A 25942-nucleotide genomic window follows, 5' to 3' on the forward strand; every position below is an offset into this window, starting at 1 on the left:
ATGAAGTATAAAGGATGAGTCATAAAGTATAAATTGTTAATCCTTTATACTTTATTCGGTCAAATTTAAATTAGGAGTCAAAGATGAATTTTCCTCGCGTGCGTAGCATATTAGCTGCACTACTTCTTTCAATACTGCTAATGACAACAGCTTGCGCTCAGAAAGAAGCTGGACGTTTCGATCAAGTACAGCAGGAAAGCACCCAGCAAAAGAGAGGACAAGCAGTTGCTAAAGATGCTACTCAAGGTAGCAAATTTAACAAGTTTTTCCCCGCAGCATCAGACGGTTATCAGCGAGTTTTCACTCAAGAGAAAAAAGGATTTGCTCAAGCCAAGTTGAAAAAAGGTGGTAAAGAAGTAGCAAAAATTTCGGTAAACGACACTACCAGCAATCCTTCAGCAGCAGCTAAATTTGCTGATAGCTCCAAACAAATTTCTGGCTATCCAGCAGTTGAAAGAGGAAAGCAAACAGCGGTTTTAGTAGACAATCGCTATCAAGTAAAGATAATTTCTAGCGATCCTGATGAATTTACAGCCAGCGATAGAGAAGCTTGGCTCAAGAAATTTGACCTTAATGGTTTAGCGAAAGTTAAAGCTTAATAGCTTAATAGCTGTTAGTTGTTAGTTGTTAGTGGTTAGTGGTTAGTTGCTTTAATTACTTCTAACTCTTAATAAACTTATGAAATGAGGAACCGGGAAGAAGTTTTGTATACCTTTGAACTTTGACCTTTAACCTACTCATAACTCCTAACTCCTAACTCCTAACTAAATTATCTTCCCAGCAAAAAGTAAATAATCAAGGATTTCTACCATGAGCAAGCCAGTTTTTGAATTGGTTGATGAGTTACCAACTAGCGGTATCACAGTTTCAGTGTTAAATGCCCTAGATAATATAACTCCAGGTCATTGGAAAAATACAGTCGGTTTTGTCAATACCATTAAAGAGGTTACTGGCGAAGAAGATGAAGATGTAATACAAGAGATTGGCGAGCGGGCGATTTATCTTTACAACGATCGTTCTCAGGGATATCAAAAAGGTTTGTGGCTTTACCAAACCGTTGACAGTACTGATAAAGCTTTAGGTGCGGCGGCTTTGGCTAATAAAGTCAGCGGCAAGATTCCTTTGTTTGGTGGCTTGATTAATAAGTTTACCCCCAAGGCTGATAAAGCTCAGACTATTGACTTATCTTTGAAATTAATCGCTGAACTACTAGCTTTTTGCAGCATTAATGGTATCCCCGGAGATAGTATCGGCGATTTTGTCGCTTCTTTGGGTGAATACAGCGGTGAATCCTACATCCGCATGGTAGGATTAATTTGCCTCGATGGCTTAGTTCCTTTAGGTCCCGATTTTATCCAACAAGCTCAATCTGCACTCAATGGAATGAGTCCTAAAGAGTTAGAAGGTAACTCAACATTCCAGCAAATGAACGATGCAATTCCTGGCGATAGTTCTGAGGGCAAACTAAACTTTATCGGTTCTAGCTTTGACTCAGTAAAAGGCTGGATGAGTGATACTGTTTCAAGTAATGATTTGACTCCTCACAAAGTCACAAGTAAGTTAAGCGGTTTTGTTGATTTTGCCGATGATAAATTAGATTATCTCGCTGCTTTTCTTGACCTCAGTACTAACTATTTTGAACATACGGGCACGCAAACCCTTACAAAAAGGTTAATTGAGCGGGCTGAAGCAGAAATTTAATAGTTCCGTTTTTCGGGTAGTTGGTAATAGTTCTTATTACCGATTACCTGCTAATAAAATTAGATTCTCAATATAAAGAAAATTCTTTTTAAAAAGTAAAAAATAAGCATTAAATAAGCTGTTAATTGTTTGATTTCTACTCCAATAATGTAGCCATTAATAGATATGATTATTTGATTCAACATCGGTAGGAGAAAAAATAATTCCCCCCAATGAATCAGCATCATATCGAAGTAATAGTTTCAGCAGATAAGTTCAAAAATAATATCAGCTATATTCGCGAACGCGTTCAGCCTTCCGAACTATGTGTAGTCATGAAAGCTAATGCTTACGGGCATGGTTTGAAAGACTTAGCACCTACAGCAGTGGCAGCAGGTGCGGACTATATAGGTATTTGTACTAACCCCGAAGCAACAATTATTCGCGATTTAGGTTTAGACGTAAAACTATTGCGTTTGCGGATGGCTTTATCTCAAGAATTGCAAGAATCCATCGAATCGCTGAATATAGAGGAGCAGATAGGAAGCATCGAAGCAGCTAACTATCTTTCAGAAGCAGGCATAAACAAGGGAAAAAAAATTCCCGTACATATCAACATCGATACAGGAATGGGTAGGAGCGGTTTTTATTCCAACCAAATAGATGAACTTAAACGAGTTTGCGGACTATCCGGTATTGATATCGTGGGTATCATGACTCACTTTGCAAGTTCCGACGGCGAAGATTTAGATTTTACCCGCAAACAAATAGAAGACTTTTACAAAGCACGTGAAGTCCTCAAAGATTACGTAGACCATAAAGTGCTAACACACACTCATAACAGCGCTGCAACGGTACGTGTCAGCAACGAAAGCAACCGTTTAGTAAGAGTTGGAGCAGCCTGTTACGGCGTGCGAACCTCCCAGGATTTTGAAAATCCTCCCGAGCTAGAGCCAGTTATGTCAGTAAAAACTAGGGTTGCACAAGTCAGACAGGTGCCAAAAGGTAAAACCATCGGTTATGGCAGCTTATTTACTACTCAACGGGATAGTTTAATTGCATCATTACCAGTAGGTTTTGGTGAAGGTTATCCCCGTTCGTTATTCAATAAAGGTATTGTTTTAATTAAAGGTTATCGGTGTCCCGTAGTCGGAAGAGTATCGTTGAACATCACTACCGTAGATATTACAGACATTCCCGAACCAGTAGAATGGGGTGACGAAGTAGTATTAATCGGAACTCAAGGTAGCGAAGAAATAACCTTTGAGGAACTAGCAGATAAATTTGCCAGCGTACATACCGAAATCAACTTGATGGCTGGTTTTATGAATCAGGTTAGTTATGTTTAAGAGTTAGAGATGAGGAATTAGGAGTTAAGAGTTGTAAAAGATTTGTAGTGGGAGCATCTTGCTCCCCAACTGTTTTCTAATTACCGATTCCCGATTCCCAATGCCCCATGCCCAATGCCCTATTCCCAATTACCTAATTAGGCAATTTTAAATTCGCGACAACAGAATTTAGATAAGGTTGAAATATGGAAAAATTTTCCAACTTTTCAAAATTGCCGTTTGAGGAGGCAGCATCAAAACCAGTGCTAATTAAATAAATTGCTTTACCGTCAAAAGCCACATAACCTCTATATTGCTCGCGCAAGCCGCCCTTTTGCTTAATTCCAGTAAAGCCAAAAGTAACTCCTTGAAGTTTACCCACTTGTGCCTTCTGTAGTGGATAAGTAGAAAATAGTATTCCATCAGCCGTTTTGGCTGTTTTTAACTCATCGTTGTAAACATATTTACGCTTTTTGGCTATTACACCATAGTAATTTTGAACCCAACTATTAAGTGCAGTTGTTACCTGAGAAATATATTTAGGACTTTGATAATTTATATTTTGATCGATTGGAATACCGGTATTGAGCAGCGCTTTTTGAAAATTAGGCTGGGTTTTCACAGGTAAAATCTTCATTTCTACCGTACCTAAAATTTTTTCATTGGCAGAAATACACAGTAGGGACTTTTTATTTTCACAAGGATTAATTTTCCAACCTTCTGGAAGCGAATTATTTTCTAGTAAATTATTCCAAATATTATCTTGGTTCGGTTTTTGGCTAGTTACAGCCGGAGTTGGTATTTTCGCCGAACTTGCTTGTGTATCCTTCTTGGCAGAAAAATAAGATGCTGCGGTTGTTATCCCTATAGGAATTAAAATAAAACCTATTAATACATGATAGAGTCTTAGCATTTTACTTCAACAGTTAGTTGTTAGTTATTAGTTATTAGTTATTAGCAGTTATTAGATAGCGCAAACAATTTTTTCTCCCTATCAATTGTTCCCAGTACCTCCATCTGTTTATATCTCTTAAAAATCGGTAGTTCTAACAACGGTTTCATCTTCGCCATAATCATCTAAATCTAAAGACATCATTGGTTCGCCTTCAGCACTTTCAATATGCCCTACTATGGGATTTGTTTCCCTCGCGGGAGACGATTCACTAACTTGAAAAGCAATCTCCGTTTTTTCCCCTCCATCTGTATCATCTGCTTGTAATTGATATGAAAGCAAACGTTTAAGTTCTTCAAATTTATCTAAAGAAAATACTGCACCATTTGCTATAGCAGTCTCTTTTTGATTTTCCGCAATGATAGCTTGAAATAAGCAAGTATTGGAAAGATTGACTAAATCAAGATTGACTCCTAAAAGATTTGCACCTGTAAGATTAGCGCCGGTTAATTTGGCATTTGTTAAATTTGCATTTGTCAAATTTGCACCAGTCAAATCAGCACCAGTTAAGTTGACATCAGCAAGATTTGCTCCCGTTAAGCAAGCATCTTTTAACTGAACATTGGCTAAATTAGCATTGGCAAAATTAAATCCAGCCAACATGGTTTGCGTTAAGTCGGCTTTTACCAAGTTGAGAAATGTCAAAGATTTTTGACTGATTCTGTGTCTAGTCAAATCTGAGTAAAAAACTGCTGTTTTGGCAATCAACTTTGTTAATGCTTGGGGATGAAACTCAGTTGCAGAAAATGCATTTGAGCAAGGTGAAAAACTCCGTTTTGTTTGTTTGTAGCAAGCACTGAGTAACAAAAATACATTAATTCCCACTGCTGCATTTACCTGTTCTACATTTAGATAATTCTGTAGCTGTTTAAAATAAGCCCAAGCCTTATGTGCTATTCCTTCATCTAACCAACGCCCAGCAGAGTAAGCGTACCAAAAAGATTGCAGTCGGTTGCACAATAATTCAAAGGAAAATTTATGCTTTTGTTTTTGTCGCAATCCTTCTATAACCAGTTCTTCAATTTCTTGCGTGAGAATTCCGTAGCCAAGTAATTGATAAAGATGCTCGGCTATTTTCTCGGGAGAATCTAGAGCAAAAATTATTTCTCCATAATTATTACGGCTGTGTTTCGTTAAAGCTGCTAATTTTTCTACAATCGATGCGGCACATAGGTATTCGCCAAATTTTCCATGAGTAAATTTTATTTTAGAGGCAGAAAATAAGGTTGAATTGATGTTATTAGTAAAATTATTTTGTTCTTGGTTGATAGTTATAGTTTGGAAATAAAATGCTGGTAGCTGGTTAGAATCAGTTTGTAATTTAATTTTGGTCTTTCTTGAATGTAAAATTTGCAGTGCTACTGCCTGTATTTGATTGATTAATGTTTGGGGATGGCGATTTTTTAAAAGGCAATTCACGGCTTCTGAAGTACGGTGAATATGTGTAGAGATAGACGCAGCTAGCATTTTTTGACTAAAACTACGAACTGGATAACCTAATAACCATTGATTTAAACGCTCGTGAATTTTCCACAACGCCACAGATGCATTTGTTATTTGAGGATTTGTAGAACATTCTAAAATTTCATCATCAAGTAGTTCATCGCGGTGCAATACCCCTAGCAAATACAACATCAAGGGTTGACGAACTAAATCTGATAGCAAAAAGTGAGATTTTTTAGAAAACGCTTTATGCTTTTTCAAGAATTTAAAGAAGCTTTGAGAAACTTCCATAGATTGCACAGTTGCCCAATTTGCAAACCACAGCTTCCACTCATCTTGTGCCCAAGGTTGAATCTTAATCCGCTGTAATTTCAACGCTGTTTTGCTGAGGATATCTTCTAAAGCCCAGTTTTGACTTGTCAAAATAATTTTATGCTTGAAGCGCCACTGGAATTCAACTAATTGCTCTAAAAAAACAGCGATCGCCATTTTATCTTCAGCGTAGTTGGGTAGTTCGTTAAATCCATCAAGTATTAATAAGTATTTAGTTTGAGATTCTTCTAGCCAAGCAGCTAAATTAATTTCAGAATTTTTAGAAAAGGTAGATTGTAGGGTTTCTATAAAATTATCACCAATAATGGTTTCACTAAGGTTAATATGTAACGGCATCCATTCAGGATAAAGCTTTCGCGCTATTCGTGCGGCTAGTATTTGACAAAAGCTTGTTTTTCCCCAGCCAGATTCTGATTCTATTACGGTAATAGTTTCATTGTCATCCAGTTGTGAAACCACCCATTTCATTAAATCAACTGGCTGATGATTTCCTTTCACAGGTAAACCACTAGGTGGTATATATATATCCTTGATAGAGAAAGATTCTATCAACAAAGGTTCGCCAAGTTTTGTTATTAAGCTTGCCCGATATTTTTCTTTATTAAAATCAATATTATCGTTACTATGATGAAATTGAGAATTGATTTGTGTAGTTTTGAATTCTACAGAATTTCCCAACCTAAAAAATTTTTGTAATTGAACTAAAGTAGCTGCATTCTCGCTGACAACTACAATTAAATGTCCCAACAGTTTCTTGTTTAATCGCTGAATAATTAATTCAGCTTCCACTTCTAAAACGCTATTAGCCACCAACCAAGCTACAGCAACAGAATTCATTTGCTGTACAAAAGAAGAATTAGCAACCTTTAAGAGCGCCTCTTCCGCTTTCACGTCGCTGAGTTTTTCTTCCCGCAGAATTTGTATTAACGCCTGCAAACGTTCATCAGGCAAAGGTTTTACTAAAGCATTCGCCGAAACTTTCCCCTCCTCCCCTTTTCGAGCAGAAAGCAACCCTCTTTGCAGCCAAACTCGGGAAAGACTTTCTTCCTCAATTAACACTTCTTCTAAAGCTTGCAAATAACCAACTTGAAACGCTAACCAAGTACCTTGATTGCGACTCAAAGGCAGCCCAGGTTTTAATAAATTTAAAATGCTTCGGGTTAAGCGAGCAAATACACCAACCTCATGCCAAACATACTCTATAGGAAGTTCCAGAACTTCTGCTAAAGTACATATATTAAGCAAAGAGGGGCTTTTAACTTCCATATTCCGAATAATTCGCAAGGCAACACCTGTCATTTGTCCCTGCGAATACTCTTTTATTTGGCTTATTTCAATATAATTTTCTACCAACCAATGCCGAATGCTCAAATTCATTTAAATACTCAGTAAGGGCTGTACGCGGCAGTTATGATTCATTTTAGATTTTAAATTCTAGATTTTAAACTTTAAATTTTAACAACAGATACGTTTGCTTGTTTATTTTGGATTGCAAGTTAGAAGTATGGGAGCTAAGAGTCTTAATTAGCAAATAAGTTTTTCTTGCCATCTCCCAATCTCCCTCCCTTTTTATCATCTGCATCTAACAACGTTCCCAACCTGAATTAACTATGAGCGATCGCCCTCTAAAATTATTGTTAATTGATTCCGATCCCATTTTTAGGTTGGGATTGCGTCAAACTCTCGATGAATTTCCGGAGTTGCAAGTTGTAGCAGAAGCAGAAACTTATACCAGTGCGTTGCAAATTTTAGCAGAATTAGCGCAGCAAGACGCTAATTTAGTCAACTTAGTAGTTTTAGAACCTGATAATAATCGTTCTGCGAATAATCAAGAACTTGGTTTACAACTAATTAGACAATTGAAAAAGCAGTATCCAAATTTACCTATTCTGCTTCTGTGTCATATTCTTCAACCCGGAATGCTGGTAGCTTTAAAAGCTGAGGGAGTAAATGGCTACTGCCCCAAGGGTACTCCCATTTCCGAATTAATAATTGCCATGCAAGAAATCGCGGCAGGAAATTATTATTGGGTACATGAATCCCAACAATTACGAGAATGGAATGGCGAAACATTGGGGGAAAGATTAATCCCAAAACCCAAATCTCCTAAGTCTCTAATTAATAAGTTACGTAATAATCTACGTGAATCGGGAATCGGTTATATCAAACCTAACTTGACGGAAGTTACCAAACAACTGCAAATCCCCGGATTAACAGTGCTAAACAAAGCTATTTTAGCTGGAAGAAGACGAGAACTACTTGCAGCACAATGGTTGCTTAATAATTTGGTAGATTCCAACGGCAAGCAACAACAAACTCCTCTCAACAATGTTATTCCTTCCACAGAATTACCATTAACCAACTCGGCAAGTAGGAGTATTACCGTCACTAACTCTAGAATCAATCCTTCTTCACCACCTTTACTCAGTCCCCGAGCTTTACAAGCAACATTACTAGCATCTTGTATTAACAAACTTCAGTTTAGCTTACAAAATGTGACAGATATTCCTTTAGAAATAGATATTTTACGAGAAGATAAAAAGCGAGAATTACTTTATTTACTACTCCAAAAATTTGCAGATTCCCTTGATGAATTACGTACTGCCGAAGTAGAAATAAACTTATTAAATGAAGTTGCTCTTAAATTATTAGCAGATGTATGGGAAGCCGCAACAAAAGAATATTTCGGTAAATTTTCGCGGATAAAAATAGGAAACATCGAAGTAGAAACTGTAGATGTATTATTGCAAGATGCGGTTATAGTACAAACAGAAATTATAAATAAAATTCCTTCAATAGTCGAATTATTCTCTTACTTAATATTTCATACAGAGCTTTATATAGATAATACATCTTATGCACCGGGTAGCTACGAAGCTAACGAACACGCTGCCATGATTTTAGAAAATATGCTAATTAACCTTGCCAATGCCGTCATACAGCCATTGTTAAATAGATTAGCAGATGTAGAAGTTTTCAAAAAAGACTATTACAATCGCCAACTAATTTCCACCAGAGAAATCGAACGCTTCCGAAACAATTTGTCGTGGAAATATCGCTGGCAAAACTACGTAGGTGAAGCTCAGCAAATATTTGAGAGTCGTCACGAACTATTCGTACTCGCACCTCGCGGTATAGCCAAAGCATTTGTATATTCACCCCGTAACAATGAATTATCCCAACTTGGAGGAATCCCCTTAGTAGTTACATTATTACTAGAATTACGAGATGCAGCCACACCCCGCGTACAATCTCTAGTATCTTTCCTAGGAAACGGCGTAGTTTTCGTTCTCACCCGTGTAGTAGGTAGAGGAGTTGGTTTAATTGTTCGCGGTGTTCTTCAAGGTATCGGTAGCGCTTCTTTACCCGAAAGAAAGAGGAATCGGGATTAAGAAATGGAGAATTGGGGATAGGGCATTGGGCATGGGGCATGGGGCATTGGGAGATACACAGACAAGGAGACATGGAAAGAAGGAAAAGAGGAGGAAGAGGAAGAAAATATGATTATTAACTAGCCACTCCTGGCTATTACCAATTACCAATTACCAATTACCAATTACCAATTACCAATTACCAATCCCCAATTCCCTATCCCCTACTACGCAAAAAGTAAAATAAACCGTCCCAAAAATCTTGCAAACGCCTACTTTCAAATTTCTGCTTGCTCCATTCCCATGCTGTTTGTTCGATGATTTCTGAAAAGCTCGAATAAACCGGTGATAAATCAGCTAATTTATTAATTTTGATTTTTTCCGCAATAGCTAAAGCAATTACATTTATTAACTCTCTTGCTTCGGCTCCCAATAAAGAAGCTCCCAATATTTCACCATTACGACGAACAATGATTTTACAAATACCTGTAGTTTCGTCTGTTAATTGAGCAGTTGCTAATACTTTAAAATACTGACGCAAAATTAAAATATCATTTTTGCCGTATCTATTCTTGGCTTGTCTTTGCGTTAAACCAACTTGAGCTAAGCCCGGTTGAGTTAAAATTCCCCAGGGAATAGCCCGATAATTAATTTTATATTTAGGAAATAATAAAGCATTTTTTATCGCAATTTTCGCTTCATAATCGGCGATGTTTGGTAAATTATAGCCGCCAATAACATCTCCACAAGCATAAATTCGCCGGTTGGTAGTTTGTAATTTTTGATCAACTAATAAACTGCGCGAATTGTACTTTACTCCCACAGCAGCTAAATTAAATGATTTGATAAAAGGTTTTTCGGCTACAGCAACTAATATTTCATCAGTTTCAATCGCTGTATCACCTGCTTGCAGCCATTTTTTACCTCCAATGAATCTAATCTGACTCACAGTAGTTTGTGTTAAAACACGTACCCCATCGACTTCTAATTGCGCTTGCAGCAACTGAGCAACTTCTCGATCGATAGGAGAGATAATATAAGGACTATTAGTTATAAACGTAACTTCATAACCTAGTCTTGCTAAGCTTTGAGCGATTTCTACACTTTGAGGAGTACCACCGAGAATTACCCAACTTTTAGGTGGTGTCGAGCTTTCCAAAACTTGCCAAATATCCAACAAAGTCAAAAAACCAGTTTTTCGCAATCCTTCAATATCTGGAATAGCTGGAATCGAACCCGTAGCGAGTAAAAAACGACGTGCTATTAACTTACGATTATTAACAATAAAACATAAATCCGGTGAAGCTTGAAAATTACCGCTACCCACAATTACATCAACACCTTGCCCCGTTAAAAAAGCAGGTGAAAGCTGTTCGTTGATATTAGCCGCAACAGTACAACCCCATAAAATTGTTTTGTCTAAAGGAATTTGAAATTTTTCTTTCTTCTGTGCTTGATTAAGAAAACCTAACTTGTTTAAATTATTTATTTTTCCAACAACTTTACCAACCTCTCCTATTCCCTGAAGTTGAATTAACTCGTTACGAAATCGCGGCTCAACTAAAGCAACCTTAGCTCTTTGTTGAACAGCCTTCAAAGCAGCATCTCTTCCAACAAAGCTGCCGCCGATAATCACAATATCGTAATCAACTGACATTAATCGTTAATTGGTAATTGGGAATCGGTAATTGGTAATTGGACATTGGGCATTGGGCATTGGGCATTGGGCATTGGTAATTGCTACTCATAACTATTCACTGCTCACTGCTCACTGTTCACTGTTCACTGCTCACTGCTCACTGTTCACTGTTCACTGTTCACTGCTCACTGTTCACTGTTACCCATTACCTGCTTAATGGCTTCCACCAAACGCCGATTATTCGACTCCGAGCGCACGGAAGAGCGAAAATAGCGATCGCCTAATTCGGGGAAGCTAAGACAGTCGCGGATGAAAATTTGATGACGCTTAAGCAATTTATGCTGTAAGTCGGAAGTGGAATACTTTGATTCTACTAATAAGAAATTAGCAGCGCCCTTGAGCGGTTGCAACCCTGGAATCTTAGCTAAACCTTCAAACAAGTTATTTCTTGCTTTCGGTAGCCATTCCCAGGTGTGCTGCTGAAATTGTTTATCCTTCACCGCTGCAATTGCTGCTGCTCCGGCAAGGCAATTAACCGCCCAAGGATCGCGCCAAGACTGCCATTCTTGTAAGCGCTGGGGATGAGCAATAGCATACCCAAACCGCAATCCAGGAAGACTATAAAATTTTGTCAAAGAACGCAATATTACTAAATTAGGAAACTCCTGCACCGCCTCAATTAGGCTTTGTTCCTGCGAGGGATGCAGAAAGTCCATAAAAGCTTCATCCACTACTACTAAAGCAAATTCTTTTAGGTAGGGTAATATTGCATCTCGCGTTAATAATTTCCCCGTAGGATTATGGGGATTATTTAACAGTAGTCCTTTGTCCTTTGTCGTCAAACAATAGTCAACAATTAATGACAAATCTGACTTGATTAACGACATAGGAAACTCCAACACTTCAGCGTTGAATGCCCTCAAGGCTCGATAGTAATCGCCGAAGGTTGGAGTAACAAGAACCGTTGCGGCAAGCCGTGCTAATTCCCTTCCAGCCCAAGTCAGTAATTCTGCCGAGCCATTACCCGGCATAATCCACTCAGACGGTAGTTTATGAAAGCAACCTAAAGCTTGTTTAAGTTCGCCATAATTTGGGTCTGGATAGTGCCTTATATTACCCAATTCAGAACTGATAGCCGCTAAACTACTATCGGGAGGTCCTAATGGGTTAATGCTGGCAGAAAAATCCAAAATAGCGCTCAGGGGACAACCAGCTACTGCTGCTGCCCAAGCTAAGTTTCCCCCATGTCTAGGTTGCCGCATTAGAAAAAGTAGTAATTCAAAAAAGCTTACTCTTTTGGGGGAGCAACTCTTTCTCTAAAGAGTTTCCCTGCGGAGAAAGCAGGAACCTTAGTTGCTGGAATCTCCATTTTCTCATTGGTTTTAGGGTTGCGTCCTTCGCGTGCTTTACGTTCGCGAGATTCAAAAGAACCGAATCCTACCAACGTTACTTTATCGCCGGAAGAAACAGCCTCAATGATGGTTTCCAAAGCAGCGCTCAAAACCGCATCGGCTTGCTTTTTGGTTACGCTAGCCTTTTCAGATACAGCATCAACTAATTCACCTTTATTCATGTCAAACTCCCTATCAGTTTAGTGTGCGTTTGGGTGCAGAAACCCCTGATGTATCCTTACTTGCATCCTTTGTGCATGTGATTAACAAAAGTCTTGCTTTTTGAGTATTTATGCTTAAAACCGCTACAACTCCCATCCGCTAGACTTTTCAATGAATCATTCTAAGGTGTTGTAGCCATAAGTGGATACATGAAACGATTATTTTATATAGTTTTCAGGTTTTTTCATATCCAAAGCCGATTTTTTGCACCGAAAACACTCTTACAAAAATAAAAAATACTTAATTACAATACCTTGTCACAAGGGTAACAGTGGAAAAAATATCAATAAGTAATAGGGGGATAATAGAACCCAGGATAAATAGCTTAAAAGAAGATTATAGAGCCAATAGGGACAATAAATGCTTTCTGAATAAGCTTGATACAATTATTTTTTGATCTAGAAAAATATTTAGCGTTTTCTCTTGATGACCTTCAAATAAAGATTTTAAATTCTTTATCTAATTGACGAAAAAACTAAAGATTTAGTTATAAGTTATGTAAAGTTTTGAGTTTAATTAATATTCTGCCGTGGATATTCGGCAGAAATTTTCTGTCAAAGAATATTTTGTATTCATAGAAAAATGTAGAGACGCGAAATTTCGCGTCTCTACATAATGTAAAAATGTGACAATTTGTTTTCACGTCCTCGTCAATTATCTGCGAGGTAACTTCAACCCGCGTTTCTGCAACATTCTGCGTACTTCGGGACTAGGTTTGTAGTTATAGCCGTAAGAAGAACCTTGCGAATCATCCATAACTTGAGGTGTTAGTAACACGATGACCTCATTACGCTGGTTAGTTTTATTAGTTCTTCTAAACAGCGAACCGAGTATAGGAACATCACCCAAAATTGGAACTTTAGATACACTTACCCGGTCTGACTCTTGGATAATTCCCGAAAGAACTAAGGTTTGACCGTCGCGCATTCTAATTTGCCCGGATCTAAGGCTTCTTTCAGAAAGTAAAGTAATATCACCATCAATGCTACCTGTTGTTGCCGTACCGCTAGGCGCACTTACAGTAGGTGCAACAGACAAGGAAACAAAACCATTATCATCAATTCGGTCAACTTTTACTGCCAGGGTTAATCCTGCTTGTTTGATAATGGGTTCTCTAAGAGTAGCTGTTGTTCTAATACCTCCATACACTTCAGCAGTCAAATTGACTACAGCCTCTTGACCTTCTTGTACCATCAAAGTTGGATCGGTTAGAACTTTAGCGTTACCGTTGGTGACTTGAGTTTGTAAAGTTGCCAGAAACTTTTTAGGAAACTGGTATAAAGAAGGTAGACCAAATGTGTACTCATCCGGAGTCGTTGTAGTTTGAGTGCCAAATCTAGTCGCTTCACCAGTAAGGGGATTAATTTGAGTTGGTACAATTTCAGTTTCAGATTCTCCTGGAGTAAAATCTGTAATCCCTGGTTCTAGTGGATTTCCTATAGAAGCATCTGCTGATGGTCTGTTACCACTTTGTGGGTTAAAAAAGCCATCACCAAGAAATACACTCTCTCCTTCAATTGGATTAGTAATTACAGGTGCGCCAGTCACACTATTAGCGACCTCACCACTAGTTGGTGGTCTGGAGGCACCAAAATTAGCAGTTGCCGTACCACCATCAACACTAAAGAAGTTATCGGCAACTCCGAAAGAAAAGCTACTGTTAAAGTTCTTGGTTCCCAACAAGTTAACGTCGATAATCTTAACGTTAACTGCTACTTGACGACGACGAACATCAAGCTGAGTTAGCTGAGCCATACCCATTTCAACTTGCTTGGGTGTTCCGACTAAAGTTACGGAGTTAGTACGCTCATCTCCTAAAACTTGTAATCCTCTGAGCAAAGGGTTTGAATCTTGGTAGTCAACACGTTGAGTTTCAATTCTGACTTCTGTAGTACTTTGGGTTTGAGTAATCGAACCTTCAGCACCACCACCTACAGGTACGGCATTAACGCTAGTAACAAGACGTTCCCGGCTAATTGCACTTTCTGCACCCAAGCCGACCAAAAAATTAAGAGCAACATCAACCGTTACCTGATTGAGTCGCATATTCCGCATTACCGTATCGCGGGTAGAATTAGGCAAATTAGAGCCGACAAAAATAGTTCTGCCGCTGCGATTTGCTTCTAAACCACTCAACCGCAAGACGTAATTAAACACATCTTGCACTGGTTCGTTTTCAATATCTAAAGAAATAGTTGGACCATCAACCCCACCATTCTCATCCTCTCCACCTTCACCAGCTTGTCCGCTTGTATAAGCCAAGTTTAAATTTGCAGCCCGTGCTAAAAGTGACAATACTTCTCGTACAGGTGCATCTCTCAATACCAATCGAGGTACGCGCTGTTGTGTTCCTAAATCAATCACACTCGGTGAAGCATCGGTATTAGAAATAGCTATATCTCCTACTGGGGGAGCTACTGCTCTGGGTAAGAAAGGGGGAGCCTGATTCATGGATTGTCCGGGACCTGCGGGAGGTGCGGGGGTGCCTTCAGGATTAACTTCAGGTGCGGGGGCAGATTGAGCAATTTGGTTGTTTTGGGTCGGTTGCGAAGGAGCAGCTGCACTGCTGCCTGTAGAAGGCACCACAGCAAAGGTTAACCCGTTTTGTTTGCGCTCCACAGGTTGGCTCTCTGGAGCATTACCCGTACCTTTGATTATGACTCGAACGCTATTTGCATCAAGTTGACCGATGGAAACCGAAGCAATTCCATCTGTAGGATTATCCTGACGAAAACTATTTCCTTGTGGTAAACGTAACTGAGTATTGATAATATCTGCGACTAAAGCATTACCTCTTTTGGTAGTAAAAACTTGCGGACGAGAGCCATCAGAAGTTTTTAATACAAGATTTACTTTCCCGTCAGCTTCGTTTAATTTGACTTCAGTAATTTTTGTAGTTGCTTGCGCCCAAACCGGTTGAGATACCAACAATACAGAAACAGCGGTTCCAAATATAAAACTACTACCGTGAAGTTGTTTCACAGTCCATTCCTCACTTTAAATAATTATTAGTTATTAATTGTTATTTGATAGTTGATGATCCACACCCTCCGGGTGAAAGTTGATAGTTGTTATTGGATAATTGATAGTTGATAGTTGATATATCTCATATTCTTAACTACTAACCACTAACTACTAACCACTAACTACTAACTACTAACCACTAACTATTGTTGAGCTTCTTCTTTTTGAGCAGCAGCAACTTCTTCTGGATTCATCGGAACCAACGCTTCTAACTTGAATGTTGTAGTTATTGGTGTTGGCCCGGTTCGTCGCGGTTTACCTTCTTCTATGTTTTCAGGCTCCAATTCTGATTCATAGTCTTTAACAATCAATAGTGGCTGCAAACGTTCTATATTTCGGATGATAGATTGAGTTTGTTCGTAGGTTCCTCTAATTACAACTTCGGTGCTATTACGCTTGAGCTTTCCATCAACTTCTGCACCTAAAGAACCATCAACTACTGGTTGTGTCCCTTCAGAATCTGGAGCGAATTTTTGTAATTTTGCTTTGACTGCATTACTACCTAATTGAGCATTACCTGCCTCTATTAAGCGATTTAAATCTATCAACAAGGTATCTAAAGTTTTCTCGTTAGCGAATACACCTAATACTTGAGATTGTTGTCTTTTAGACTTTGCTAATTTTGCATTAAGCTCGTCGATGCTTTGTAGCTTAGCTTCTTTGCCTTGAATGTCTATTTCAAGTTGTTCTTTGGTACCTTTTTTCTCAGTAAAAGTTTCCCAAGCTGGCATGACAATATTTAAGAGCATGTAGCCTGCTCCTGCAAGCCCTAATACCCCAATCAAGATACCGCTAACAATAGGAGTAAAAGTTATACCAAATACAACCGGATAAGCTGAAGATGATTCTTCTTCAAACTCCGAGCCTTCAAAATTCATTTCATCGCTAAATGTCATTTTTGAAAGACTCCCGTTTTTTGCAAACTACGAATTCTATTTACTAATCCTCTTGCGCCTTTTTGATCCAGTTCCCGCATTAATTCAGAAGCAGGAACGTCAGTAAGTTGAGAAACAATAGTGTATTTAACTACCTTTGGAGGAACATAGTTTACTCCCTCTGGAATTCCTTGTGGCAATTCACCATCAACTAGTTCTGCTGAAACTATTTTTCCTTCCGAAGATTTGAAAAATGGAGATTGCTGTAAGGAAAGTAAGAAATCATTAACATCATTAAAAGAGCGAGCAGAACCGCTAATTTCTATTCCTCCGGCAGGATTTGGTATTGAGCCAGCTTCCGCCGCAGCTTCGGGTGCAATTTGCTTAACGGTTTCAATTCGCACTCTTACGGGAATGCGATCGCGCAAAACTTGCAGCATTGCCGACCAAGGTTTAATTTGGTCAAAAACGCTAACCAAAGCTTGATTTTCAGCCTGAATAGCCGCTATTTCTTGCTCTTTTTGGTTAATGTCGCCTAATTTAGCTTCTAATTCTTGATTTTTACTCTCTAATTCTGCAATTTCTTCGTCAATGTTGGCGTTTTGGCTGTTGACGTATAATAAACCGGCTCCTAATAAACCAGGAAGAATTACAGCTATCGCTACACCAATATAAATCGGTGTCATACCTCCAGCTGGAATTGCAATAGATTTCTTTTGAGCAGGTTGGTTTCCCTGATGAGTGGGACGGTCTTTCAGGAAGTTGACATCTAAGCTGTACATTATGGAGCACCTCGCATTCCTAACCCAAGTACCGTACCCAAACCAGGACGCTGTACAAAGGGGTAATCTTCATCATCTACTTGTAGGGATAGAGCTTGTACGGGGTCTATCTGAGTAGTAGGTAAACTCAAGCGTTGAGTAAAAAACTCATCTAGCTGTATAAGTCCACCTCCAGAACCTGCAAGTAATATCTGCGCGATCTCTAAGTTCTCAGCCTGATTCAAATAGAAATCGACCGAACGACGCAGCTCATCGGTAAGTTCTCCTAACACTCTCAACATGGCAGCCATACCGGGATTTACCTCAGTTACACCTGTTTTGCCGCCTTCCATACTTGAAGCTGGAATAGTCATTCCTTCTAATAGTTCCATGTCTCTAGATGTAGGTAAATTCATGGCTCTAGATAAGGCTGCTTGCATTTGCTCTGTTCCAATAGGAACGGTACGAGAAAACTGTGGAACTCCATTAACAACGATTGCAATTTCAGTGCTGTCGTACTCAATATTTACTAGGACTGCGGCTTCCTGCGGTCCAAACTGGCGTAGTTGGTCGCGGATTGTCCGAATCAGAGAAAAACTACTAATTTCTAAAACATCAACCTGCAATCCTGCCTGTTCAAAAGTACTTATGTAGGTATCTGTAACATCTTTACGGGTTGCGACTAAAAGCACTTGTACCTTTTCGATGCCATCCTCATCTACAAAGTATCCCAACTTTTGATAATCCACATCCGCCTCTTCACGGGGATAAGGCAGATACAAACCTGCTTCATGATTTAGAACCATTTCCCGTAACTCTTTATCGTCTAATTCTGCAGGTACGGGAATAAGACGCACGATAGACTCGCGTCCGGGTACCGCAGTTACAACACGACTCGCTTTGATTTTGCTTTCCAAAAGCGCCTCTTGGATGATTTGTGCCATAGTAGGCGGATCTGCTATTTGACCATCAATGAAGATGCCTTCTGGAACCGGCACTGAAGTTAAAACATCCAATTTCAAACCTTGGCGCTGCTTGCGTAACTGAGCTACATTCACTCGTTGTGGTGCAAGCTCGATGCCAACCCCGCTTTTGGATTTCCCAAACAGACTGCTTAAGCCTTTCACCACTGTTTTACTCGTAGGAATACTAAAAGATTAAAATCCAAATCTGACTAAAAACTGCTCTTGATATTAGGTAGTAGATTGAGTTATTGATTTTACAAGTTGTTTTAAAAATTTCGCATAGTGTCTTTCACCCCGATTGCTGATAAAGATTTTTACTATGGTTATTCAAATTAATTTGTTCAAACAAATAGCTGGCTGTATGCCATAGCTAGTTTTTGATAAATTATGTTGCTTACAGTCCTTTTATGGATTTGATTGGGGTGTAAAAGTAATTGACTGGCAATTGTATATCAACTCAACCTCAATTAAACGCTTAGTTATTAAGTCTAATTACAACTAAGTAAGCAGTTAAAAAAGCATAAAGAAAAACTTTATAAACTATATTTTAATCAAACTGAGAACAAAATATTAACAGAGATTTTGATATAGATGCCACTATGAGTTATGGGCATCATCATCAAAGTTTGTTTTTGGTTTCAGAGTGCAAAACGCTTACCTAGTGAATATTTAACTCAATGAAGGCTATTCTTACTCTCACAAAAAAGACGTTAAGAAAATTATGCTTTTGTCAGCGATAAATATGGCATATCCCAATATCTCAATGATGCAGTTAATTAGTTATAACATCGATTAATTAAAGCAATTATGTATCATAAATGTACTCAGTGCTTACACTAGATTAATAAATATCGTGCAAAGTATAAACAAATTTTTTAGTCAGTATGTTTGACTATTGAATTTTCTATTCGATAAAGATTTAAAATATATATAGTAAACATACTAGTATTTACTCCGACTTTTTACGGATAATTAAACCCTAATTTATTGTCAGTAATTAAATAAAACAAAAATATTCAACTAATTTATTTACAATTTGTTATCAATTGATGGGATAATCAGTAATTTTACGAGTGAAATAGAATATTATTTTTTTGCATCAGTGATTTTAATGAATTCAGCAAGCCCTATTTATTTTTTTAAAAAACTTCCTACCAAATAAAGCGAGCCACATAAAACAAGCAAATGTGGATTTGAGCTAAAAGCCTTAGAAAAAGCTGATGTCAAGTCAGAATCTGTTTGGCATAAACTTAATCCCGGACAAATATTCTGCGCTAATTTTGCTAATTCACCCTCGTCAGCAGAACTATGGTCTGGTACGGGTACCAAATACAATTCATCATTTGGTCGCAATAAAGTTTTCAAAACTTCATCATGTTCTTTTGTGGAAAGCATCCCCATTACCCAAGCAACCCTAACTTGAGGTTGATTTGATTGAGCAACTACCCTATCAACGTAACTCCTTAATGCTTCTGCTGCGGCTTTATTGTGGGCACCATCAATTAGTAATTCGTGTCCGTTCCAAGTACTCCACTGCATTCTTCCGGGCCACTTAGTTTTTGCAATACCTTGAATAATTGCTTCTTCAGATATTTCCCAGCCTTGCTGTTGCATTATTTCTAAAGCGGTTATAGCTAAAGCAGAATTAATTAGCTGTACTTCTCCTTGAAGCGGTAAAGAATATTTGATCGATTTGCTAATTGTTAACTGGGGGTTATTTTTATCTTCTGTCTCTATTAGAGCCAAACCATCGCCAATTTCTCTTGCTGGGGATGGTTTAATTACCGGACATTGCAATTTATTTGCATATTGCCGTACTACCGATTCAGCTTCTTCTGGTAATTGTCCGATAATGGCAGGGCATCCAGCCTTAAGAATACCTGCTTTTTCTTTGGCGATCGCACTGATTGTAGAACCTAATTGTTGCATATGGTCGCGGCTGATAGAGCTAATAATAGTTACTAAAGGTTTTTTACAAACATTAGTAGCATCCAAGCGTCCTCCCAATCCAACTTCTACCACTGCCACATCAACCTTCTGCTCAGCAAAATACAACCAAGCTGCGGCAGTAAATACTTCAAACTGAGTCGGTGATTCTTCTTGAGAATCAATCGCTTCTTGTACCTGTATTAGTAAATTAGCAAGTTCGGATGAAGAAATTTGCTGTTCGTTTAAGCAAATCCGCTCCGTCCAATCAACTAAGTGAGGTGAAGTATAGCGTCCCGTTTTATATCCAGCCTCGGTTAAAACTGAAGATAAATAAGCGCAAACAGAACCTTTGCCATTTGTTCCTGCAACGTGAATTACCCGAACTTGATTCTGTGGATTACCAAGATTTCTCAGAAGCTTCTCAATGCGCTCCAATCCTAGATGAACCCCAAACCGTTTGCGAGGCTGTAGTAAAGAATCTATATCCATTTTCATCAAATCTAAAAGTTAAAGGTTAGGGGTTAGAAACTAAGATTTAAGAGCCAGCAAAAACTAGCAAGTCATGAAGCCGGTTTCGTATCCTACCTCTTCTCAATAACAAGTCCCTAATTTCTAAATTTCTAAATAAATTAAACCGACTGTTTTATGAAAGAAAACAGCCGGTTTCTGGCGAAAATTATGAAATAATTACGCTTCTTTATTTAAAAAAGTTTGCAGTTGTCTTAATGCAGCAGCCCCGATATTAAACAACGCCCAACCAGCAGCAATAGCTAAAGGTGCTACAACAATCAATATACGAGTATCAATGTTCATATGTACAACCCCTCTTTTAGGTGAAATTTTAAGTTTTATCAACTGGTCTCATTTTTATTTTTAGCTGAATTGGCAAATTTTTCTACCCCTGCATGTAAAGAATGTTTACAGATTCTGCTAAAACTTAGCAGCCAACAGCGATTGCTTAGGAGTTTGAATTATGAGAATTCTTCATGACTCATTCTTTAACAAAGCCTAAATCCGTACCTTTGCCAGCATGAACTAAAGCCAATTTTTGATAGCGCTTAGCATGTTCGATTAATTCTGCTGCTTCTTGAGGAGAATTTTGACGTATTACTTTGCCTGGAACTCCAACGACGAGAGACGAGGGAGGTACATTCTTAGTTACTACTGAACCTGCACCAATAATACTGCCGCTTCCTACACGTACTCCATCAAGGATTACTGCACCAATACCGATTAAAGTTCCAGTTTCGATGTATGCAGAATGTACTACGGCTCGATGTCCAATGGTAACGTAGTCTTCTAAAATAGTAGGTTTACCTGGATCGCCGTGGAGAATTGCTCCGTCTTGGATATTAGTGTATTTACCAATTTCAATCCGCTCTACATCAGCTCTAACAACCGCACCGTACCAAATGCTTGCTCCTTCTCCAATGCTAACCGAACCCATCACAACAGCATTTACCGCAATAAAAGCTGCTGCTGAAATATCGGGAGAAGACCAGTAGGAAGTGGTAGACACGATAGAATATAAATATATTGGAGGAACACGCTTTTGTACCCCAACCTTGTAATGCTTGGAGTACGACTAGAATACCATGATGTAATTTTGGTAAGTGTTAACGGTTGTTAATACATTTGACAAAACGGATATATCGACCAATTTTTTATGTCCACAAAAAACTGTAGATTTATCTAGGTCATGCTCTACTAGTAAGATACTTTTTAAGTCAAACCAATTTTAATCGTTTATTAAGTCTAAACCTTGCGCGATCGCCTACTTAGAGTAATTGTATTGCAAGTGTAAAATTAAACAAAAAAAGGTGATAAAAATAAAGATGTTTATATACACTTCATGATGAATCCAGGCTTGCAGTACCCGATATTTGGTCCCGAGATTCAGTGCCCCCACTGTCGTCAAACTATTCCGGCACTGACATTAACTGATACATATTTATGCCCCCGACACGGGGCTTTTGAAGCTAATCCGAAAACAAGTGAATTAATTCATCTCCAATCCGGGCGACATTGGCGAAGATGGAAGGATGAATGGTATCGTCAGCATACTCATCCCGACGGAATTAGATTTGAAATTCACGAAGCCCTCGATAAGCTATATACTCAAGGCTATCGAGCAACTAAGGTGATTATTGCTCGCCGGTATCAGGAATTAATGGGCGGTTATTTAGAGCGTAGTTCGCCATGGCGCGGCGGACAAAATTCAGAAGTAACTTCTGCGCGATTGTACGGTTTACCAGTGGATTTTAGCCCCGAAACTAGTAACGATTCTTGCTGGGAAGTTATAAATTTTGATTTGGAAAAAGAACCTGGCGTTCCGGTACGCTACCCTTACTTCAGATTGTTTGAATAAGAAAGGAATGTTAGGAGTCTTCTTTGCTATAACTCCTAACCTCTGTTTCTAAGCATTTTAGAAATATTGGTCGGAAATTAACAAGATAAAACATGCATCACGCTTCTATTAGGACTGCGGATATCCACCAGGCAATCACCTTCTACGAACAATTAGGCTTTACAGTATGCGAACGCTTTACGACAGGTTATACTTTGGCTTGTTGGATGGAAGGATTGGGGGGAAGGATCGAACTAATTCAAATCCCCGAACCGAAGCCTGCTGCGGATGCATTTGCTGACGAACATTATGTGGGATATTACCATTTGTCATTCGATATTACCGAACTTGCATCCGACTTGCCCAGCTGGTTAAATAATGTCAAAGAAAAATTTGCCGCAGCATCTCTCAAGCAGCCAAAAGTAATACAGCCTTTGAAGGTACTCTTAGAACCAACTCAGCAGCAAATCGGCAGTTGTATCTACGAAGTTGCTTTCATTGCCGATACAGATAACTTACCCCTAGAATTTATTCGCAATTTAACCACTAAATGAATACTTGAAATTAATTACTTTTGTCTGTAGAATAAACACTCTCTGTAGTGTTGCCGAGGCGACAGTTTCATCGGGCAGATTAGACTATATTCATGGGAAAAATCTGTAGTCAATTTTACAGATAAATCAAGCAAATAAATGTCTGTATATTTTACGTTTTTACGTATTTGTCGTTTTCAGTCTTTAGTTTTAGGGCTAGTACCGTTCCTAGTTCTATTTCTTAGCAGTAAATCGAATGACAGCAAATTATTAGCTGCTTCAAAATGCGTAAATAATCGCAAGGAATTAGTGACGAGAGAAAATACAACACTAACTGTTGCAGAAAATGCTCGTAAAACCACGCTAGAAAATGGGCTGACGGTTATTACCAAGGAAGTACATACCGCACCAGTGGTGACTGTACAAGTATGGTATAAAGTCGGAACTCGGAATGAGACACTAGGTGTAAACGGCATTGCTCACCAGTTAGAGCATATGATGTTCAAGGGCACAAAAAGCCGTCCCGTACAGTTCGGAAAACTTTTTAGTGCTTTAGGTAGCGATTCAAATGCTTTTACAAGTCACGACCAAACAGTATATTACGGTACTGCCGAACGCAATAAATTAAAAGCACTTCTGACTTTAGAAGCAGATAGAATGCAGAATGCGGTTATCGATGCGAGGCAGTTAGCTAGTGAAAAGCAGGTAGTAATTTCTGAATTGAAGGGTTACGAAAACAGCCCCGAATATCGCTTAAATAGAGCGCTTATGCGGGCTACTTTTCCCAATCACCCTTATGGTTTACCTGTAGGTGGAACTGAGAAAGACGTAGAAAATTTTACTTTAGAAAAAGTAAAGCAGTATTACAAAAATTTTTACAGCCCTGATAATGCAGTGTTAGTAATCGTAGGTGATTTTGACACAAGTAAAACTATTGGATCTGTGAAACAAATATTTGCAAAAATACCGAAAAATCAAAATATCGACTCAATCGACTCGAAAACTGAAGTTAATAATAAACATTCTTTAGATAATTATTCTGAAATTTCTCATGCTTCCCAGCCGATTGTATTAAAACAGCCTGGATCTGCACCATTATTTCAAGCAATATATCCCCTACCTTCAGCAAAACATCAAGATGTACCAGCTTTAGATGTAATGGATTATATTTTGGCAGAGGGAAGAAATTCGCGTCTTTATCAAGCTTTAGTAAATTCAGGAAAAGCTAGTGATGTATCGGCAAGTGTTATTAGCTTACAAGATGCAGGCTGGTACGAATTATTAGTAACGGCAAATTCTACTTCTAAGTTATCTCAAGTTAAGTTGATAGTCGAACGTGAGATTAGTAATTTAGCAAATAAAAAAGTAACATTAGAAGAATTAAATAGAGCAAAAGCTCAATTAGAAGCTTCAATAATTTTGAGCAATCGCGATATTACCTCTTTGGCGATGCAGTTAGGTAACGATGAAGCGACTACAGGAGATTATACTTATACAGATCGTTATTTAGCTGCCATCAAAAAAGTAACAGTTGAAGATATACAACGAGTAGCTCAAAAATATTTGCAACAGCAGAGACAAACAGTTGGATTCTTTAAGCCGAATAATACAGCAGCTAAAGAAAACAGTGAAAATAAAGAAATACCCACACACAGAAGCGAACATTTTTCTAAAAGTACTCTGAGAAACAGCGATGTAACTAAGTACTTGCCACCAGTAGATTCGACTATCGCTTCAACAAGTAGGTTTATACCTGAAAAGTTTACTTTGCCTAATGGTTTAGAAATTCTACTTTTGCCAGATAAAAGTACTTCTACGCTAACTTTAGGTGGTTATATCAAAGCTGGTTCAGAATTCGATCCCGAAAACAAAGCGGGTTTAGCAGCTTTGGTTGCAGATAATTTGGTGAACGGAACTAAAAGTAAAGATGCCCTAAGTATTGCTAAATCTTTGGGAGATTGCGGCGCAAGTTTAGACTTTAAGACTTATCGCGAAGGTGTTTATCTTGAAGGAAATAGCTTGTCAGACGATTTATCAGTGTTAGTTAAAACTTTAGGAGATGTAATTAAAAATCCAACTTTTCCTCGGGGGCAACTGCAATTAGCGCGCAAACAAGCTTTAGTATCTCTCAAACAGGATTTAGACAATCCAGAACAAGTAGCTCAACGAACTTTTTTACAAGCAGTTTTTCCCAAAACACATCCTGCTTATAGCTTTCCTTCAGAAGAAAGTTTGCAGCAAATTACTCATAAGGATGTAGTTGACTTTCAGAAAAAACATTATCGTCCCGATACTACAGTACTGGCTTTAGTTGGTGATTTTGAACCAGCCCGAGTAAAAAAACTCTTAGAAAGAGAATTTGGAGGTTGGCAAGTTTCAGGTAAAACACCATTAGCTGAGTATCCACCAGTCGATTTACCCAAATCAATTGTCCGATTTAATCCAGTTGTTCCCGGTAAAGCTCAGGCAATTACTTTTATGGGTAACAAAGCAATTAAACGTCAAGACCCCAGATATTATGCAGCGAAAGTTTTAAATCATATTTTGGGTGGCGATACCTTATCGAGCAGGCTTGGTTCTCAAATACGCGATCGCCTGGGTTTAACTTATGGTATATATAGTAACTTTTTAGCCGGTAAGAATTCTGGAACATTTTTGATTGAAATGCAAACCAGTCCGGAAGACACTTCAAAGGCGATCGCCAGTACGCGGCAATTACTAGAGGATTTGCACAAAAAGGGTGTAACGCCTGCGGAGGTTGAAACTGCAAAGCATAATTTAACAGGCAACTATAATGTTTCTCTGGCTTCTCCGAATGAATTAACCTATAGAATTATCAAGAATAATGTACTAGGTTTAGATGCAGAAGAATTACGTAGTTATACAGAAAAAATCAAAGCAGTAACTGCCGCCCAAGTAAATCAAGCAGCACGCGAATTACTTCATCCAGATAAAATTGTAGTGGTAACCGCAGGTCCTCCGGTATTAGCCAATCAAGGTAAACCAAATAATAGTCAATAGCGAACAGTAACCAGTAACCAGTAACCATTTAGAAGTTACTTTCTCCCCGGCTTTATAATTACCTATATTTGAGAGAGGGGGGAAGAGGGTTGACAATTTCCGTAGAAAAATAAATTCGTATCGGTAAT

The 25942-nt window shown here is 38.5% G+C and carries 19 protein-coding genes; 7 read left to right on the forward strand and 12 right to left on the reverse strand.

From position 1 onward, the window contains the following. The first annotated feature begins 83 nt into the window (after positions 1-83). From RIV7116_RS03265 to alr, 3 genes are all read left to right on the forward strand, one after another. Positions 84-599 carry a hypothetical protein gene (locus RIV7116_RS03265; protein ID WP_015116842.1) on the forward strand — a complete coding sequence of 172 codons (516 nt, stop codon included), beginning with the start codon at positions 84-86 and terminating at the stop codon, positions 597-599. 211 nt (positions 600-810) lie between these two features. Further along, the gene (locus RIV7116_RS03270; protein WP_015116843.1) at positions 811-1701 is read left to right on the forward strand and encodes a hypothetical protein; all 891 of its coding nucleotides are present in this window, start codon (positions 811-813) and stop codon (positions 1699-1701) included. A 212-nt stretch (positions 1702-1913) separates the two neighbouring features. Beyond that, on the forward strand, positions 1914-3029 hold the full coding sequence (gene alr, locus RIV7116_RS03275) for an alanine racemase (RefSeq protein WP_015116844.1): 1116 nt from the start codon (positions 1914-1916) through the stop codon (positions 3027-3029). A gap of 133 nt (positions 3030-3162) precedes the next feature. Here the strand turns inward: alr and RIV7116_RS03280 are convergent, their stop codons facing one another. Beyond that, complete coding sequence (locus RIV7116_RS03280; RefSeq protein ID WP_015116845.1) at positions 3163-3921, reverse strand: hypothetical protein; 759 nt, start codon at positions 3919-3921, stop codon at positions 3163-3165. Positions 3922-4038: 117 nt separating this feature from the next. Continuing rightward, positions 4039-7113 (reverse strand): pentapeptide repeat-containing protein, encoded by a 3075-nt coding sequence (locus RIV7116_RS03285; protein ID WP_015116846.1) that lies wholly within the window; start codon positions 7111-7113, stop codon positions 4039-4041. Between the two features lie 233 nt (positions 7114-7346). Here RIV7116_RS03285 and RIV7116_RS03290 point away from each other — a divergent pair, with 233 nt between their 5' ends. Next, entirely contained in the window at positions 7347-9128 is a 1782-nt protein-coding gene (locus tag RIV7116_RS03290; RefSeq protein ID WP_015116847.1) for a DUF3685 domain-containing protein, read from the forward strand. A 196-nt stretch (positions 9129-9324) separates the two neighbouring features. On the opposite strand, the gene RIV7116_RS03295 is transcribed toward RIV7116_RS03290, so the two are convergent. The 10 genes from RIV7116_RS03295 to RIV7116_RS03340 form a co-directional block, all read right to left on the reverse strand. After that, positions 9325-10764, reverse strand: coding sequence for an NAD(P)/FAD-dependent oxidoreductase (locus tag RIV7116_RS03295; RefSeq protein WP_015116848.1), 1440 nt, complete (start codon positions 10762-10764; stop codon positions 9325-9327). A 167-nt stretch (positions 10765-10931) separates the two neighbouring features. Next, a complete protein-coding gene (gene cobD, locus RIV7116_RS03300; RefSeq protein ID WP_015116849.1) occupies positions 10932-12008 on the reverse strand; it encodes a threonine-phosphate decarboxylase CobD in 1077 nt (358 codons plus the stop codon). Positions 12009-12034: 26 nt separating this feature from the next. Further along, positions 12035-12319 carry an HU family DNA-binding protein gene (locus RIV7116_RS03305; protein WP_015116850.1) on the reverse strand — a complete coding sequence of 95 codons (285 nt, stop codon included), beginning with the start codon at positions 12317-12319 and terminating at the stop codon, positions 12035-12037. Positions 12320-13013: 694 nt separating this feature from the next. Continuing rightward, entirely contained in the window at positions 13014-15341 is a 2328-nt protein-coding gene (locus tag RIV7116_RS03310) for a type IV pilus secretin family protein (RefSeq protein WP_015116851.1), read from the reverse strand. A gap of 185 nt (positions 15342-15526) precedes the next feature. After that, positions 15527-16279, reverse strand: coding sequence for a hypothetical protein (locus RIV7116_RS03315; RefSeq protein WP_015116852.1), 753 nt, complete (start codon positions 16277-16279; stop codon positions 15527-15529). Continuing rightward, complete coding sequence (locus tag RIV7116_RS03320) at positions 16276-17040, reverse strand: PilN domain-containing protein (protein WP_015116853.1); 765 nt, start codon at positions 17038-17040, stop codon at positions 16276-16278. Before RIV7116_RS03320 ends, RIV7116_RS03315 begins: the two co-directional genes overlap by 4 nt. Further along, the gene (pilM, locus tag RIV7116_RS03325; RefSeq protein ID WP_015116854.1) at positions 17040-18149 is read right to left on the reverse strand and encodes a type IV pilus assembly protein PilM; all 1110 of its coding nucleotides are present in this window, start codon (positions 18147-18149) and stop codon (positions 17040-17042) included. The genes RIV7116_RS03320 and pilM overlap by 1 nt, the downstream gene beginning before the upstream one ends. 966 nt (positions 18150-19115) lie before the next feature. Then, complete coding sequence (locus RIV7116_RS03330) at positions 19116-20402, reverse strand: folylpolyglutamate synthase/dihydrofolate synthase family protein (protein ID WP_044291449.1); 1287 nt, start codon at positions 20400-20402, stop codon at positions 19116-19118. 198 nt (positions 20403-20600) lie between these two features. Then, the gene (locus tag RIV7116_RS03335) at positions 20601-20726 is read right to left on the reverse strand and encodes a photosystem II protein Y (RefSeq protein WP_015116856.1); all 126 of its coding nucleotides are present in this window, start codon (positions 20724-20726) and stop codon (positions 20601-20603) included. A 178-nt stretch (positions 20727-20904) separates the two neighbouring features. Beyond that, positions 20905-21432 (reverse strand): gamma carbonic anhydrase family protein, encoded by a 528-nt coding sequence (locus RIV7116_RS03340; protein WP_015116857.1) that lies wholly within the window; start codon positions 21430-21432, stop codon positions 20905-20907. Positions 21433-21765: 333 nt separating this feature from the next. Here RIV7116_RS03340 and RIV7116_RS03345 point away from each other — a divergent pair, with 333 nt between their 5' ends. The 3 genes from RIV7116_RS03345 (at position 21766) to RIV7116_RS03355 (ending at position 25814) form a co-directional block, all read left to right on the forward strand. Then, positions 21766-22281, forward strand: a complete 516-nt coding sequence (locus RIV7116_RS03345; RefSeq protein ID WP_015116858.1) for a TIGR02652 family protein — start codon at positions 21766-21768, stop codon at positions 22279-22281. A gap of 92 nt (positions 22282-22373) precedes the next feature. Then, entirely contained in the window at positions 22374-22814 is a 441-nt protein-coding gene (locus tag RIV7116_RS03350) for a VOC family protein (protein ID WP_015116859.1), read from the forward strand. 138 nt (positions 22815-22952) lie between these two features. After that, a complete protein-coding gene (locus tag RIV7116_RS03355) occupies positions 22953-25814 on the forward strand; it encodes a pitrilysin family protein (protein ID WP_015116860.1) in 2862 nt (953 codons plus the stop codon). Positions 25815-25942 lie beyond the last annotated feature (128 nt).

Origin of the sequence: Rivularia sp. PCC 7116, from assembly GCF_000316665.1 — a bacterium.
Lineage (GTDB): Bacteria > Cyanobacteriota > Cyanobacteriia > Cyanobacteriales > Nostocaceae > Rivularia.